Consider the following 15,530-nt stretch of genomic DNA (forward strand, 5'->3'; position numbering starts at 1 on the left):
ATCCAGATGGACGTTACCCTGATCAACCCAGTTGCGATGGAAGAAGGTCTGCGCTTTGCGATCCGTGAAGGCGGTCGCACAGTAGGTGCAGGCGTTGTATCTAAAATTGTCGAATAAAATTCGATAATTAGGTATTGCCAAGTGCAGGGGAGGCTTATACAATACGCCTCCCTATTATGCAGTAGGCCAGTGGCTCAATTGGCAGAGCAGCGGTCTCCAAAACCGCAGGTTGGGGGTTCGAGTCCCTCCTGGCCTGCCAACTCTACTCTGAGTTGGCATCAAGAATACTAAGCTATTTAAGTAACCCTGAGGCCCTAAGCGTGAATGCTAAAGTGAATTCCGAAGGTTCAAAGTTTGATGCCCTTAAGTGGGTTGTTGTTGCGGCAATTGTTGCTGCAGGTGTAGTGGGTAACTCCATTTATGCAGATCAGTCTTTGTTCTACCGTGTTGTAGCGCTGATTGTGTTGGCTTTGGTTGCTGGGTTTGTTTCACTGCAGACCGCGAAAGGGAAAGCGTTTTTTACTCTGTTTAAAGAAGCTAAGCAGGAAATTCGCAAAGTGGTATGGCCAACACGTCAGGAAACGGCGCAGACAACACTGATTGTTGTTGTGGTTGTTCTGATTATGGGGTTGGCATTGTGGGGGCTTGACTCATTGTTGAGCTGGTTGGTATCTGGAGCGATTGGTTAAGAGGCTAAATAGGCATGTCTAAGCGTTGGTATGTTGTGCATGCGTACTCCGGGTACGAGAAGCGTGTAATGAATACGCTGAAAGAACGAATTGAACTGCATGCAATGCAGGATCTTTTTGGTGAGGTGTTGGTGCCGACTGAAGAGGTTGTTGAGATCCGGGATGGTAAGAAGCGTAAGTCTGAGCGTAAATTCTATCCTGGCTATGTGCTGGTTCATATGGAAATGAATGATGAGAGCTGGCACCTGGTAAAAAATACGCCGCATGTGTTGGGCTTTATTGGTGGTACCGCAGGTAATCCTGCACCAATCACAGAAGCGGAAGCAAATGAGATCCTAAGTCGAGTTGAGAGCGGTGTTGATAAGCCGCGTCCTAAGACTGTGTTTGAGCCGGGTGAGATGGTTCGTGTGACCGATGGTCCGTTTGCTGACTTTAATGGTGTCGTTGAAGAGATTAATTATGAGAAGAACAAGCTGCAGGTTGCAGTATTGATCTTTGGTCGTTCGACGCCTGTTGAATTGGATTTCGGTCAGGTCGAAAAGGCCTGATTTAGGTTTCTAAGAAATAACCTCAGCGAGAGCTGGGGTTTTTCTGTCTTGAAAAAACGGGGAGCTGAAAAGCGTTTGAACCCATTAGGAGTACATTGAAAAATGGCTAAGAAGATTGAAGCTTATATCAAGCTGCAGGTTCCAGCCGGTGGTGCGAATCCGTCACCGCCAGTAGGTCCGGCACTGGGTCAGCATGGTGTTAACATCATGGAATTCTGTAAAGCATTCAACGCTCAGACTCAGAGCATGGAAAATGGTCTGCCAGTACCAGTGGTTATCACTGTATATGCTGATCGTAGCTTTACATTCATCACTAAAACACCTCCGGCTGCAGTTCTGCTGAAAAAAGCAGCAGGTCTGAAGAGCGGTTCTGGTCGTCCAAATACTGAGAAGGTGGGTAACGTTACTCGCGCTCAGATGGAAGAGATCGCAACTGTTAAAATGCCAGACCTGACAGCGGCTGATATGGATGCTGCTGTACGTACTATCGCAGGTACTGCGCGTAGCATGGGTCTTATTCCAGAGGGTGATGAGTAATGGCTAAGCTAACTAAACGTCAGAAGCTGATCGCTGAGAAAGTTGAAGCGGGTAAGGCTTACGGAATTGATGAAGCAGTTTCTCTGCTGTCTGAGCTGTCTACAGTGAAGTTCAAAGAGACTGTTGATGTTGCAGTAAATCTGGGTGTTGATCCACGTAAATCTGATCAGGTTGTTCGTGGTTCTACTGTGCTGCCAAACGGTACAGGTAACGATGTTCGTGTAGCTGTATTTGCGCAGGGTGAAAACGCTGAGAAAGCAAAAGAAGCTGGTGCGGATGTTGTTGGCTTTGAAGATCTGGCTGAACAGATTAAAGGCGGCGACCTGGACTTTGGTGTTGTTATCGCAACGCCAGACGCAATGCGTGTTGTTGGTCAGCTAGGTCAGGTGCTGGGTCCGCGTGGCCTGATGCCAAACCCTAAAGTTGGCACAGTAACTCCAGATGTTGTTACTGCAGTTAAAAATGCTAAAGCGGGTCAGGTACGTTTCCGTACTGACAAAAACGGCATTATTCATGCTGGTGTTGGTAAAGCAGACTTCGAAGCGGCTGCTATCAAGCAGAACATCGAAGCACTGGTAGCTGACCTTAAGAAGCTGAAGCCAGCTTCTGCTAAAGGCGTTTATCTTAAGAAAGTAACCCTGTCCACCACTATGGGTCCAGGTTTACTGGTTGATCAGTCCTCTTTAGAGGTCTGATTGGCATGAAAGGTTTTTTGAGGGTCTTCTGTACCTGTTTTGCAGAGATGAAGGCCGTCAAAGACCGCAGGTGATGAGGGAAACCTTATCTTAATGGGCAAAACCAGCCTGCGCAGACGGTGAGATTCTGTATTTGAATCAAACCACCGTACTCGGAAGCCTCAGTAATGGGGCGGTTGGTAATAAGTCGAAAGACTACTCCAGGAGTAAATCGTGGCATTAGGACTCGAAGATAAAAAAGCGATCGTCGCTGAAGTCCAGGAAGCTGCTAATAGTGCTCTGTCTGCTGTTGTCGCGGATTCCCGCGGCGTAGAGGTAGGCGATATGACTGCACTGCGTAAAGAAGCGCGTGAAAACGGCGTATGGCTAAAAGTTGTACGTAACACGCTGGCTCGCCGCGCGGTTGAAGGCACTGACTATGCATGCTTACAGGACTCTTTCAAAGGTCCAAGTATCATTGCTTTTTCTACAGAGCATCCGGGCGCTGGCGCTCGTATTCTGAAAGAGTTTGCGAAAGGTAATGATAACTTTGAACTGAAAGCAGCAGCATTCGAAGGTGAAGTTGTTGATGTTGCTATGCTGGCAAGCCTGCCAACATACGACGAGGCAATTGCGAAGCTGATGGCTTGCATGAAAGAAGCTGCAGCGGGCAAACTTGTTCGTACTATTGCAGCAGTTCGCGACCAGAAAGAAGAAGCTGCGTAAGTTTTTACGTAACTTTATTTATACAAGTTTTAATGAGCCCTCGGGCTTACAAATATCAGGAATTTAGAAAATGTCTCTGACTAACGAAGATATCCTAAACGCAATTGCTGAAATGTCTGTTAAAGACGTAGTTGCTCTGATCGAAGCAATGGAAGAAAAATTCGGTGTAACTGCAGCTGCTGCTGTTGTTGCAGGTGGTGCTGCTGGCGGTGACGCTGGTGCTGCTGAAGAGAAAACTGAGTTTGACGTTATTCTGACAGCTGTTGGCGATAAGAAAGTTAACGTAATCAAAGCAGTTCGTGGCGCTACAGGTCTTGGCCTGAAAGAAGCTAAAGGCATCGTTGATGGCGCTCCTGCTGCTGTTAAAGAAGGCGTTAGCAAAGAAGAAGCTGAAGAACTTCAGAAAGCACTGGAAGAAGCTGGCGCTTCTGTTGAAGTTAAGTAATTACTTCGATGCTAATCCGAACAGTTTACTGTTCGAAGTGCTGACGGCTGGTGGCAAAATGCCACCGGCCTTTTTCCGTTATTTATAGACAGCAAATAAATAGCGGTAACACAGTCCGAAACGGGTTTCGGCCTGCTTATAAATTGGTGCACTTGCTGGGGAACACTGATGGCTTATTCATACACTGAAAAGAAACGCATCCGTAAAGACTTCGGTAAATTGCCGCAAGTTATGGATGTGCCTTACTTGCTGGCAATTCAGCTCGACTCCTATAAAAAGTTTTTGCAGACAGGGGTTGAAGCAGCAGATCGTTTAGACGCGGGTCTGCATGCGGCATTTAACTCTGTCTTCCCAATCGTGTCCTATTCTGGAAATGCATCTCTGGAATATGTTGGCTACCGTCTGGGTGAGCCTGTATTTGATGTTAAAGAGTGTCAGATACGCGGTATTACTTACGCAGCGCCTTTGCGCGTAAAAGTTCGTCTGGTTATTTATGACCGCGAATCCAGCAATAAAGCCGTAAAAGACATCAAGGAACAGGAAGTCTACATGGGCGAAATGCCCCTGATGACTGAAAACGGAACTTTCGTTGTAAACGGAACTGAGCGTGTAATCGTCTCTCAGCTACACCGTTCACCTGGTGTGTTCTTCGACCACGATAAAGGTAAGACACACTCCTCCGGTAAGCTTCTCTACTCTGCGCGAGTGATTCCTTACCGTGGTTCATGGTTAGATTTTGAATTTGATCCAAAAGACAGTCTTTTCGTCCGTATAGACCGCCGTCGTAAACTGCCAGCAACTATTTTGTTGCGTGCGCTGGGTTACGAAGCGAGCGAAATTCTCGATATCTTCTTTGAGAATACCGCATGGGCTCTGGACTCAGAGTCGATCAACATGAAGTTGATCGCTGATCGCTTACGTGGTGAGACGCTGTCTTTTGAAGTGAAAGATCCTGAAGGAAATGTCATTGTTGAAGCGGGTCGTCGTATCACCCCTAGACATATCCGTCAGATGGCAAAAGCAGGTATGGAGCAGCTTGAAGTTCCAATGGAATACCTGGTAGGTAAAGCGATTGCAAAAGATGTAGTTGATCCAACAACAGGTGAACTGATCTGTGCTTGTAACGCTGAGATTACAGAAGAACTGGTTGAACAGCTGCGTGCTGCAAATATCACCGAGTTCGAAACTCTGTATACGAACGACCTGGATTGTGGTCCGTTTATCTCTGATACCCTGCGTAATGATCCAACACGTAATCAGTTGGAAGCTCTGGTAGAGATCTACCGCATGATGCGCCCGGGTGAGCCGCCTACAAAAGAATCTGCTGAAGCGCTATTCGAGAATCTGTTCTTCACAGAAGAGCGTTACGATCTATCCGCTGTTGGCCGCATGAAGTTCAATCGTCGCCTCGGCCGTGATGCTGTTATTGGATCTGGCGTTCTTGATAAAGAAGATATTCTAGAAGTCATGAAGACCCTGATCGATATTCGTAACGGTAAAGGTACCGTTGATGATATCGATCACCTGGGTAACCGTCGTATCCGTTCTGTAGGTGAGATGGCAGAGAACCAGTTCCGTGTAGGTCTGGTGCGTGTTGAGCGTGCTGTTCGTGAACGTCTGAGCATGGCTGAATCTGATAACCTGATGCCTCAGGATCTGATTAACGCTAAACCAGTAGCGGCTGCGATTAAAGAGTTCTTTGGTTCCTCGCAGCTGTCCCAGTTTATGGATCAGAACAATCCGCTGTCTGAAGTTACTCACAAGCGTCGTGTCTCCGCGCTAGGCCCGGGTGGTCTGACGCGTGAACGTGCGGGCTTCGAAGTCCGTGACGTACATCCGACGCACTATGGTCGTGTATGTCCAATCGAAACACCGGAAGGGCCAAATATCGGTCTGATCAACTCGTTGGCAACATTCGCGCGTACGAATGACTACGGTTTCCTGGAAACGCCTTATCGTCGTGTTATCGATGGCAAGGTGACTGATGAGTTGGATTACCTTTCTGCGATTGAAGAGAATACCTTTGTTATCGCTCAGGCTTCCGCGACGATGGATGATGAAGGGCGACTACTGGATGAGCTAGTAACCGTACGTCATCTTAATGAAACAACGGTAATGTCTCCTGATAAAGTCCAGTATATGGATGTATCTCCACGTCAGGTGGTTTCGGTAGCAGCTTCACTTATTCCATTCCTTGAGCACGATGATGCCAACCGTGCATTGATGGGGTCGAACATGCAGCGCCAGGCTGTACCAACACTGCGTGCTGATAAGCCGCTGGTAGGTACAGGTATTGAGCGCAATGTGGCTCAAGACTCCGGTGTATGTGTTGTTGCACGCCGTGGTGGTCTGATTGAGTCTGTAGATGCCAGCCGTATCGTTGTTCGAGTTAATGACGACGAAGTTACAGCAGGCGACGCAGGTGTAGATATCTACAACCTGACTAAGTACACACGTTCCAACCAGAATACGTGTATCAACCAGCGCTCCATTGTTAATCCTGGCGATATTGTGAAGCCGGGTGATGTGATGGCGGATGGTCCGTCCGTAGATATGGGTGAGCTGGCACTGGGTCAGAACATGCGTATCGCTTTCATGCCTTGGAATGGTTACAACTTTGAGGACTCGATCCTGATCTCTGAACGTGTCGTTCAGGAAGATCGTTTCACAACGATCCATATTCAGGAACTGACCTGTGTTGCACGTGATACGAAGCTGGGTTCTGAAGAGATCACGGCGGATATCCCGAACGTAGGTGAGTCTGCGCTGGCTAAACTGGATGAGGCAGGTATCGTTCATATCGGTGCGGAAGTAGGCCCTGGCGATATTCTTGTAGGTAAAGTTACACCTAAAGGTGAAAGTCAGCTGACTCCGGAAGAGAAACTGCTGCGTGCAATCTTCGGTGAGAAGGCATCAGACGTTAAAGATACTTCTCTGCGCGTGAAGACCGGTACTGTTGGTAAGGTCATCGATGTTCAGGTCTTCACTCGTGACGGCGTTCAGAAAGATGAGCGTGCCCTGTCTATCGAGAAGTCTGAACTGGATGCGATTCGCAAAGATCTGAATGAAGAGTTGCGTATCGTCGAACAAGCTACCTTTGAGCGTCTTGAAAAAGTACTGGTTGGCCTGAAGGCTGATGGTGGTGCAGGTCTGAAGAAAGGTGAAGAGATCTCTTCTGAATTCCTTGCGGGACTGACTAAATCTGATTGGTTTAATATCCGCGTTTCTGATGAGAATGCTGCAGAGCAGCTTGAGCAAGCTCAGAAACAGCTTGAGGATCGTAAAGAGTCTCTGGATAAGCGTTTTGAAGATAAGAAGAGCAAGCTTCAGACAGGTGATGATCTGGCGCCAGGTGTCCTGAAGATTGTTAAGGTTTATGTAGCTACCAAACGCCGTGTACAGCCTGGTGATAAGATGGCTGGTCGTCACGGTAACAAGGGTGTTATCTCGGTCATCATGCCTGTAGAAGATATGCCTTACGATGAGAATGGTGAGCCGGTAGATATCGTGCTTAACCCGCTGGGTGTTCCATCTCGTATGAACGTAGGTCAGATTCTTGAAACCCATATGGGTATGGCTGCAAAAGGTCTGGGTCGCCGGATCAACGAGATGCTGGATCAGGAGCGTGAACGCGCTGATACAGTAAAAGAGATCCGTGAATTCCTGCATAAGATCTACAATGCTGATCTGGGTGCGGGAATGAATAGCCGAACAGAAGATCTAGATAACTTCACCGATGAAGAGATTCTAGAACTTGCTAAGAACCTTTGCGGTGGTGTGCCACTGGCAACACCGGCGTTCGATGGTGCTAAAGAGGTTGAGCTGAAATCGCTACTGCGACTGGCAGGTCTGGATGACTCAGGTCAGACGACTCTGTTTGATGGTCGTACTGGTGATAAATTCGATCGACCAGTCACTGTTGGTTACATGTACATGCTGAAACTGAACCATCTGGTAGACGACAAAATGCATGCGCGTTCTACTGGTTCTTATAGCCTGGTTACTCAGCAGCCGCTGGGTGGTAAGGCACAGTTCGGTGGTCAGCGATTCGGTGAGATGGAGGTATGGGCACTAGAAGCATACGGTGCTGCATATACTCTACAGGAGATGCTCACAGTTAAGTCCGATGACGTGAATGGCCGTACCAAGATGTATAAGAACATCGTGGATGGCGATCACCGTATGGAGCCGGGAATGCCGGAATCCTTCAACGTGCTTATCAAAGAGATCCGCTCACTGGGTATCGACATCGAGCTGGAGTCCGAATAAGGGCATAACTGTACACCAGGCGGGGGTCGCCATTAGGCGGCCTCAAGCAAGAACTCCGTTAGGAGCTTGAAAAGAATGAAAGATCTGCTGAATCTGCTTAAAACACAGGGCCAATCTGAAGAATTTGACTCGATCAAGATCTCATTGGCCTCTCCGGAAATGATCCGTTCATGGTCGTACGGTGAAGTTAAAAAGCCGGAAACCATAAACTACCGTACGTTCAAGCCTGAACGTGAAGGTCTGTTCTGTGCCAAAATCTTTGGCCCGGTAAAAGATTACGAATGTCTGTGCGGTAAATATAAGCGCATGAAACATCGTGGTGTTATCTGTGAGAAGTGTGGCGTCGAAGTTACACTGGCTAAGGTTCGTCGTGAGCGTATGGCGCACATCGAGCTAGCGTCTCCAGTTGCACATATCTGGTTCCTGAAGTCACTGCCGTCCCGTATCGGTTTGATGCTGGATATGACTCTGCGTGACATTGAGCGTGTACTGTACTTTGAATCATTCGTTGTAATTGATCCAGGTATGACTACTCTCGAGCGTGGGCAGCTGCTAAACGACGAACAGTACTTTGAAGCGCTGGAAGAGTTTGGTGATGATTTCGACGCACGTATGGGTGCTGAAGCGGTTAAAGAACTGCTCTCTTCAATTGAGCTTGAAGAGGAAGTAAATCAGCTACGTGAAGAGCTTCCACAGACAAACTCTGAAACCAAGATTAAAAAGCTGTCTAAGCGCCTTAAGCTACTTGAAGCTTTCTACAAGTCGGGTAATAAACCTGAGTGGATGATCCTGGAGGTACTACCAGTACTGCCACCTGATCTGCGTCCACTGGTACCTCTGGATGGTGGTCGTTTCGCAACATCTGATCTGAACGATCTGTACCGTCGAGTTATTAACCGTAACAACCGACTGAAGCGCCTGCTTGATCTGAACGCTCCGGATATCATTGTACGTAACGAAAAACGTATGCTGCAGGAATCTGTTGATGCCTTGCTGGATAACGGTCGTCGTGGTCGTGCAATTACCGGTTCAAACAAGCGTCCACTGAAATCGCTTGCTGATATGATCAAGGGTAAGCAGGGTCGTTTCCGTCAGAACCTGCTAGGTAAGCGTGTAGACTACTCTGGTCGTTCGGTTATCGTGGTTGGTCCATACCTGCGTCTGCATCAGTGTGGTCTGCCTAAGAAGATGGCACTTGAGCTGTTCAAGCCATTCATCTTCTCTAAGCTTGAACTGCGTGGGCACGCGACAACAATTAAAGCTGCCAAGAAGATGGTAGAGCGTGAAGAAGCGCTGGTATGGGATATTCTGGATGAGGTCATCCGTGAGCATCCAGTACTCCTTAACCGTGCACCAACACTTCACCGTCTGGGTATCCAGGCATTTGAACCTGTTCTGATCGAAGGTAAAGCGATTCAGCTGCATCCGCTTGTTTGTGCGGCTTACAATGCTGACTTCGATGGTGACCAGATGGCTGTACACGTTCCGCTGACAATCGAAGCTCAGCTGGAAGCGCGTGCGCTGATGATGTCTACCAATAACGTACTATCGCCAGCAAACGGTGAGCCGATCATCGTGCCGTCACAGGACGTTGTATTGGGTCTCTACTACATGACTCGTGAGCGTGTAAATGCGAAGGGTGAAGGCATGGTATTTGCCGACATCGAAGAGATTCAACGCGCACAAGGTGCAGGTCAGTTGGACTTACAGGCTGCCATTAAAGTACGTGTGACAGAAAGTATCCGTGACATCGAAGGTAATCTCGAAACAATTACCGAGATGAAGGAAACAACAGCGGGTCGGGCATTGTTATTCGCAATCGTTCCTGATGGTCTTCCTTTTGAGCTGGTTAACCAGCCAATGAAGAAGAAAGCGATCTCTCGCCTGTTGAACGAAGCGTACCGTCGTTGTGGTTTGAAGGATACGGTTATCTTTGCTGACCAACTGATGTACACAGGTTTCCGTCAAGCGACGATGTCCGGTGTGTCTATCGGTGTAAACGATTTTGAAATCCCTGCTGAGAAAACGACTATTATCGACGAAGCTGAAGCTGAGGTAATGGATATTGAGCGTCAGTTCTCTGATGGTCTGGTAACTCAGGGTGAGAAATACAACAAAGTTATCGATATCTGGTCACGAGCAAATGAGCTGCTGGCTAAGAAGATGATGGAAAATCTGCAGACTGAGCCAGTTGTGACTAAAGATGGGGAGGAGTCCGAACAGGAATCCTTCAACTCTGTATACATGATGGCCGATTCCGGTGCTCGTGGTAGTGCAGCCCAGATTCGTCAGTTGGCAGGTATGCGTGGTCTGATGGCGAAACCAGATGGTTCCATCATTGAGACACCTATCACGGCAAACTTCCGTGAAGGTCTGAACGTACTACAGTACTTCATCTCAACCCATGGTGCGCGTAAAGGTCTTGCTGATACCGCACTAAAAACAGCAAACTCTGGTTACCTGACACGTCGTCTGGTTGATGTTGCCCAGGATGTGGTAATTACTGAGTCTGACTGTGGTACAGAGGAAGGCCTGGTGATGGTTCCTCTGATCGAAGGTGGTGATGTTGTTGTCGCACTGGGTGATCGCGTGTTGGGTCGTACAGTTGCAGTCGATGTACTGGATCCGCAGGGTAAGGACGTTCTGATTGAAGCGGGTACGCTGATTGATGAGGCGTGGAAGCACCGTCTAGAAACGGATGATCTGTATTCCTCTATCGACGAGATTATCGTGCGTAGTGCAATCACATGTCGTACGCGTCACGGTATCTGTGCGAGCTGTTACGGTCGTGATCTGGGTCGTGGGCATCTGGTGAATCCAGGTGAAGCTGTAGGTGTTATTGCAGCCCAGTCGATCGGTGAACCCGGAACACAGCTGACCATGCGTACCTTCCATATCGGTGGTGCAGCATCTCGAGCTGCAGCAGTGGATAGTATTCAGGTTAAAAATGGCGGCGAAATTCGTCTGCATAACCTTAAGTTTGTAGAGCGTCCTGATGGAGCTTTGGTTGCAACATCGCGTTCAGGTGAGCTAGGTGTAACTGATGAGCATGGTCGTGAGCGTGAGCGTTATAAGCTGCCATATGGTTCGATCATCAAGGTTAAGGATGGTAGTTCAGTAGAGGCGGGTGATATCGTTGCAAACTGGGATCCGCATACCCATCCGATTATCTCTGAAGTATCTGGTCGTGTTGAGCTATCCGGTATGGAAGATGGGATCACGGTTAAGAGTCAGACTGACGAATTAACAGGCCTGTCGACTACTGAGGTATTGGATGCGAAAGATCGTCCTGCAGCGGGTAAAGATATCCGTCCGATGATCAAGCTGATCGATGCTAAGGGTGATGATGTAATGCATCCGGGTACAGATTCTGCAGCCCAGTATCTGCTACCTGCAAAAGCGATCATGAATCTGAGTGATGGTGCTGAGGTGCAGATCGGTGACGTACTGGCGCGTATTCCGCAGGAAGGTACGGTCAACAAGGATATCACCGGTGGTCTGCCACGAGTGGCTGACCTGTTTGAGGCGCGTAAACCGAAAGAGTCTGCGATTCTTGCTGAGGTTTCTGGTCTGATTGGCTTTGGTAAAGAGACTAAAGGTAAGAAGCGCCTGGTGATCTCACCGAATGATGCTGAACCGCATGAAACTATGATCCAGAAATGGCGTAACCTGAACGTGTTCGAAGGTGAACATGTAGAGAAGGGTGAGGTTATTTCTGATGGTCCATCTAATCCGCATGACATTCTGCGTGTCCTGGGTGTAGAAGAGCTGGCTAAATACATCACCGGCGAGATTCAGGATGTATACCGCTTGCAGGGTGTAGGGATCAACGATAAGCACATCGAAGTTATTGTTCGTCAGATGTTGCGTAAGGTTGAGATCATCTCTTCTGGTGATTCTACATTTATCCCTGGTGATCAGGTCGAGTATCAAGCGGTACTGGCTGAAAACGAAGAGCTTGAAGCAGCAGGTAAGATCCCGGCTAAGTACGATCGTGTACTGTTGGGTATTACTAAAGCATCTCTGGCAACAGAATCCTTTATCTCTGCTGCTTCCTTCCAGGAGACAACACGTGTCCTGACAGAGGGTGCAGTAACAGGCAAGCAGGACTTCCTGCGTGGTCTGAAAGAAAACGTCGTGGTAGGTCGTTTGATCCCAGCGGGCTCAGGTCTGGCTTATCATGAAGAGCGTAAACGTAAGCGTGCACAACCTGCTGAAGGTGAAAGCATGACAGTTAGTGCAGAAGAGGTGCAGCAGGCACTTACCGAAGCATTAAATGCGTCTATGCCGGATGCTGAATAACTATTTTTTCAATTTTATTGAATAAATAGTGTCCAGTATTTGACGATCGGGGCCGGAATTTATTAAAATTCCGGCCCCTTTGTGGTTGGATTGCTAAAAATCCAATTTTTTTATGGTGTTAAATCAAACGTGGAGTTTGCTTAATGGCAACGATTAACCAGTTGGTACGTAAACCACGTAAACGTAAAGTTCAGCCAAGCGATGTTCGTGCATTGCAGGCTTGTCCTCAACGTCGTGGCGTTTGTACCCGTGTTTACACCACTACTCCGAAAAAACCGAACTCAGCACTACGTAAAGTATGCCGTGTTCGTCTGACCAACGGCTTCGAGGTTGCTTCCTACATTGGTGGTGAAGGTCACAACCTGCAGGAGCATAGCGTTGTTCTAATTCGTGGTGGTCGTGTTAAGGACCTTCCAGGTGTTCGCTATCACACAGTACGTGGCGCACTGGACTGCTCAGGTGTTAATGAGCGTAAGCAGGGCCGTTCTAAGTACGGTGCTAAGCGTCCTAAATCTTAATCGTAGTCCCTGCGGCGCAGCTGTCTTGTAAGACTAAGAAGCTAACCCGGATACACGGTAAGAGTAAGGCCAGGCATCAATGCTTGGGAAACCTGAAGACCTTTTAATGAATTGAGGGCTTATCAATGCCTAGAAGACGCGTCGCTGCAAAGCGCGAAATACTACCGGATCCTAAGTTCGGTAACACAGTTCTTGCGAAGTTTATCAACCATGTAATGGTTCACGGCAAGAAATCTGTTGCTGAAAAAATTGTTTACGGTGCTTTGGATAAAATCCAGGAGCGCACGGACAAAGATCCATTGGAACTATTCGAAAAAGCTCTGGAAGCGATCCAGCCAGCGGTTGAGGTTAAGTCTCGCCGTGTAGGTGGTGCTACTTACCAGGTACCAGTTGAAGTTCGTCCGGCTCGTCGTATGGCTCTGGCTATGCGTTGGGCTGTTGATGCTTCTCGTAGTCGTGGTGAGAAATCCATGGCACTACGTCTGGCTGGTGAACTGATCGATGCATCTGAAGGCCGCGGTGCGGCTGTGAAGAAACGTGAAGACGTGCATCGTATGGCTGAAGCGAACAAAGCATTCGCTCACTACCGCTTCTAAGATACTGAGGATTAAGTCGTGGCTCGTAAAACTCCTATCGCACGTTACCGCAATATTGGGATATGTGCGCATGTAGATGCCGGTAAAACGACTACAACTGAGCGCGTACTGTTCTACACCGGTCTTTCTCATAAGATCGGTGAAGTTCATGATGGCGCTGCGACAATGGACTGGATGGAGCAGGAGCAGGAGCGTGGTATTACTATCACGTCTGCTGCAACTACCTGTTTCTGGAAAGGTATGAATCAGCAGTTCGATGATCATCGTATTAATATCATCGATACTCCTGGGCACGTTGACTTTACAATCGAAGTAGAGCGCTCTCTGCGTGTGCTTGATGGTGCGGTAGTCGTGCTATGTGCCTCTTCAGGTGTCCAGCCTCAGACGGAAACGGTTTGGCGCCAGGCAAACAAGTATGAAGTCCCTCGGATGGTGTTCGTCAATAAGATGGATCGTCTGGGTGCTGACTTCTTTATGGTTGTTGATCAGTTAAAAGATCGTCTTGGCGCTAAAGCTGTACCAATTAATTTTCCTATTGGTGCAGAAGAAGATTTTGTTGGTGTTGTTGATCTGGTTCGTATGAAAGCCATTATGTGGAATGAAGCGGATCAGGGTATGACCTATGAGTTGGAAGATATACCAGCCAATTTGCAGGCTAAAGCCGATCAGTTGCGTGAGGAGCTCGTAGAGGCTGCTGCTGAAGCTACTGAGGAGCTGATGGAGAAATACCTCGAAGAGGGTGATCTATCTGAAGAAGAGATTAAGCAGGGGCTTCGTGCCCGTACTCTGGATAACGATATTGTTCTGATGCAGGCAGGTTCTGCCTTTAAGAACAAAGGTGTTCAGGCTGTTTTGGATGCAGTTGTTGAATATATGCCATCCCCAATCGAGGTTAAAGCGATTGAGGGTACACTGGATGATGCGCAGGAAACTGTTGCCCAGCGTGAGGCTGATGATGACGCACCATTCTCTGCGCTTGCATTTAAAATTGCTACCGATCCATTTGTGGGTACGCTGACATTTGTTCGAGTGTACTCGGGTGTTCTGAAATCAGGTGATGCGGTCTTTAACTCTGTTAAGAGTAAAAAAGAGCGTGTTGGTCGTATGGTCCAGATGCACTCAAATAACCGTGAAGAGATTAAAGAGGTTCGCGCAGGCGATATCGCTGCTCTGATTGGTATGAAAGATGTAACAACGGGCGACACTTTATGCGATGGGGACAACAGGATTGTTCTGGAGCGTATGGAGTTTCCAGCCCCGGTTATTTCGGTGGCGGTTGAGCCTAGATCACAGGCCGATCAGGAAAAGATGGGGATTGCGCTGAGTAAATTGGCTCAGGAAGATCCGTCATTCCAGGTTGAAACAGATCAGGAAACAGGTCAGACCATCATCTCCGGTATGGGGGAGTTGCACCTTGATATCATCGTGGATCGTATGAAACGCGAATTCAAGGTGGAAGCCAATATCGGTAAACCACAGGTAGCCTATCGCGAGAAAATCAGACAGTCAGTTGATGCGAATCATAAATTTGTGCGTCAGTCTGGTGGTCGTGGTCAATATGGCCACGTTGTTGTTGAGTTCAGTCCTTCTGAAGAGGAAGGGCTAGAATTTATCAATGAGATCGTAGGTGGTGTGATTCCTAAGGAATATATTCCAGCTATACAGAAGGGTATTGAGGAGCAGATGCATAACGGTGTCATTGCTGGCTATCCGTTAATCGGCCTCAAAGCGCGTCTGTATGATGGTTCCTTCCATGATGTTGACTCTAACGAAATGGCGTTTAAAATCGCTGCATCTCAGGCGCTTAAAAAGTATTCGCAGGAAGCTAGTCCCTGCTTGCTTGAGCCGATGATGAAAGTTGAAGTTGTAACTCCGGAAGACTACATGGGCGATGTGATGGGTGACCTGAATCGTCGTCGTGGTCTTGTACAGGGTATGGAAGATAGTTCTTCGGGTAAGATTATCAACGCTCAGGTTCCGTTGGGTGAAATGTTCGGATATGCAACCGATCTTCGCTCTGCGACCCAGGGTCGTGCGACTTACTCGATGGAGTTTCTCGACTATGCGGAAGCGCCACAAAATGTCGCTGACGCTGTAATCAATCAGAATTAATTTTTTTATTCGCCTAATTACTTGAGGTAATGAAAAGTGGCTAAAGAACAATTTGAACGCTCAAAACCGCACGTTAACGTTGGTACAATCGGCCACGTTGACCACGGTAAAACT

Annotated in this window: 11 protein-coding genes, 1 tRNA gene and 2 pseudogenes; all 14 read left to right on the forward strand. The window is 48.0% G+C overall.

The annotated features are described in order from the left end of the window. Positions 1–117: pseudogene (locus Q0882_RS16425) on the forward strand (elongation factor Tu); the annotation flags it as partial. A gap of 66 nt (positions 118–183) precedes the next feature. Continuing rightward, positions 184–259: transfer RNA gene (locus Q0882_RS16430), tRNA-Trp, on the forward strand. A gap of 61 nt (positions 260–320) precedes the next feature. Beyond that, positions 321–689, forward strand: a complete 369-nt coding sequence (secE, locus tag Q0882_RS16435; RefSeq protein ID WP_299184002.1) for a preprotein translocase subunit SecE — start codon at positions 321–323, stop codon at positions 687–689. 14 nt (positions 690–703) lie between these two features. Continuing rightward, a complete protein-coding gene (nusG, locus tag Q0882_RS16440; RefSeq protein WP_299184004.1) occupies positions 704–1,237 on the forward strand; it encodes a transcription termination/antitermination protein NusG in 534 nt (177 codons plus the stop codon). A gap of 102 nt (positions 1,238–1,339) precedes the next feature. Then, positions 1,340–1,774, forward strand: coding sequence for a 50S ribosomal protein L11 (rplK, locus tag Q0882_RS16445; protein WP_297305736.1), 435 nt, complete (start codon positions 1,340–1,342; stop codon positions 1,772–1,774). Then, the gene (rplA, locus tag Q0882_RS16450) at positions 1,774–2,469 is read left to right on the forward strand and encodes a 50S ribosomal protein L1 (protein WP_299184007.1); all 696 of its coding nucleotides are present in this window, start codon (positions 1,774–1,776) and stop codon (positions 2,467–2,469) included. The genes rplK and rplA overlap by 1 nt, the downstream gene beginning before the upstream one ends. A gap of 213 nt (positions 2,470–2,682) precedes the next feature. Next, entirely contained in the window at positions 2,683–3,174 is a 492-nt protein-coding gene (gene rplJ / locus Q0882_RS16455) for a 50S ribosomal protein L10 (RefSeq protein ID WP_299184010.1), read from the forward strand. A 70-nt stretch (positions 3,175–3,244) separates the two neighbouring features. Further along, entirely contained in the window at positions 3,245–3,619 is a 375-nt protein-coding gene (gene rplL, locus Q0882_RS16460) for a 50S ribosomal protein L7/L12 (RefSeq protein ID WP_299184013.1), read from the forward strand. 168 nt (positions 3,620–3,787) lie between these two features. After that, the gene (gene rpoB, locus Q0882_RS16465; protein WP_299184016.1) at positions 3,788–7,888 is read left to right on the forward strand and encodes a DNA-directed RNA polymerase subunit beta; all 4,101 of its coding nucleotides are present in this window, start codon (positions 3,788–3,790) and stop codon (positions 7,886–7,888) included. 75 nt (positions 7,889–7,963) lie between these two features. Next, positions 7,964–12,190: a DNA-directed RNA polymerase subunit beta' gene (gene rpoC, locus Q0882_RS16470; protein WP_299184019.1), complete on the forward strand. Its 4,227-nt coding sequence runs from the start codon at positions 7,964–7,966 to the stop codon at positions 12,188–12,190. Positions 12,191–12,333: 143 nt separating this feature from the next. Then, positions 12,334–12,708, forward strand: a complete 375-nt coding sequence (gene rpsL / locus Q0882_RS16475; protein WP_007021369.1) for a 30S ribosomal protein S12 — start codon at positions 12,334–12,336, stop codon at positions 12,706–12,708. Between the two features lie 125 nt (positions 12,709–12,833). Continuing rightward, positions 12,834–13,304, forward strand: coding sequence for a 30S ribosomal protein S7 (rpsG, locus tag Q0882_RS16480; protein ID WP_299184024.1), 471 nt, complete (start codon positions 12,834–12,836; stop codon positions 13,302–13,304). A gap of 18 nt (positions 13,305–13,322) precedes the next feature. Then, positions 13,323–15,416, forward strand: coding sequence for an elongation factor G (gene fusA, locus Q0882_RS16485; RefSeq protein ID WP_299184027.1), 2,094 nt, complete (start codon positions 13,323–13,325; stop codon positions 15,414–15,416). 36 nt (positions 15,417–15,452) lie between these two features. Next, positions 15,453–15,530, forward strand: a pseudogene (locus Q0882_RS16490) (elongation factor Tu); the annotation flags it as partial.

This window comes from uncultured Neptuniibacter sp., assembly GCF_947498015.1.
GTDB lineage: Bacteria > Pseudomonadota > Gammaproteobacteria > Pseudomonadales > Balneatricaceae > Neptuniibacter.

Coding starts and splice junctions, on each gene's coding strand:
- rpsG (WP_299184024.1), top strand. CDS start 12,834: ATGCCTAGAAGACGCGTCGCTGCAAAGCGCGAAATACTACCGGATCCT.
- rplK (WP_297305736.1), top strand. CDS start 1,340: ATGGCTAAGAAGATTGAAGCTTATATCAAGCTGCAGGTTCCAGCCGGT.
- rplL (WP_299184013.1), top strand. CDS start 3,245: ATGTCTCTGACTAACGAAGATATCCTAAACGCAATTGCTGAAATGTCT.
- rpsL (WP_007021369.1), top strand. CDS start 12,334: ATGGCAACGATTAACCAGTTGGTACGTAAACCACGTAAACGTAAAGTT.
- rpoC (WP_299184019.1), top strand. CDS start 7,964: ATGAAAGATCTGCTGAATCTGCTTAAAACACAGGGCCAATCTGAAGAA.
- rpoB (WP_299184016.1), top strand. CDS start 3,788: ATGGCTTATTCATACACTGAAAAGAAACGCATCCGTAAAGACTTCGGT.
- nusG (WP_299184004.1), top strand. CDS start 704: ATGTCTAAGCGTTGGTATGTTGTGCATGCGTACTCCGGGTACGAGAAG.
- rplA (WP_299184007.1), top strand. CDS start 1,774: ATGGCTAAGCTAACTAAACGTCAGAAGCTGATCGCTGAGAAAGTTGAA.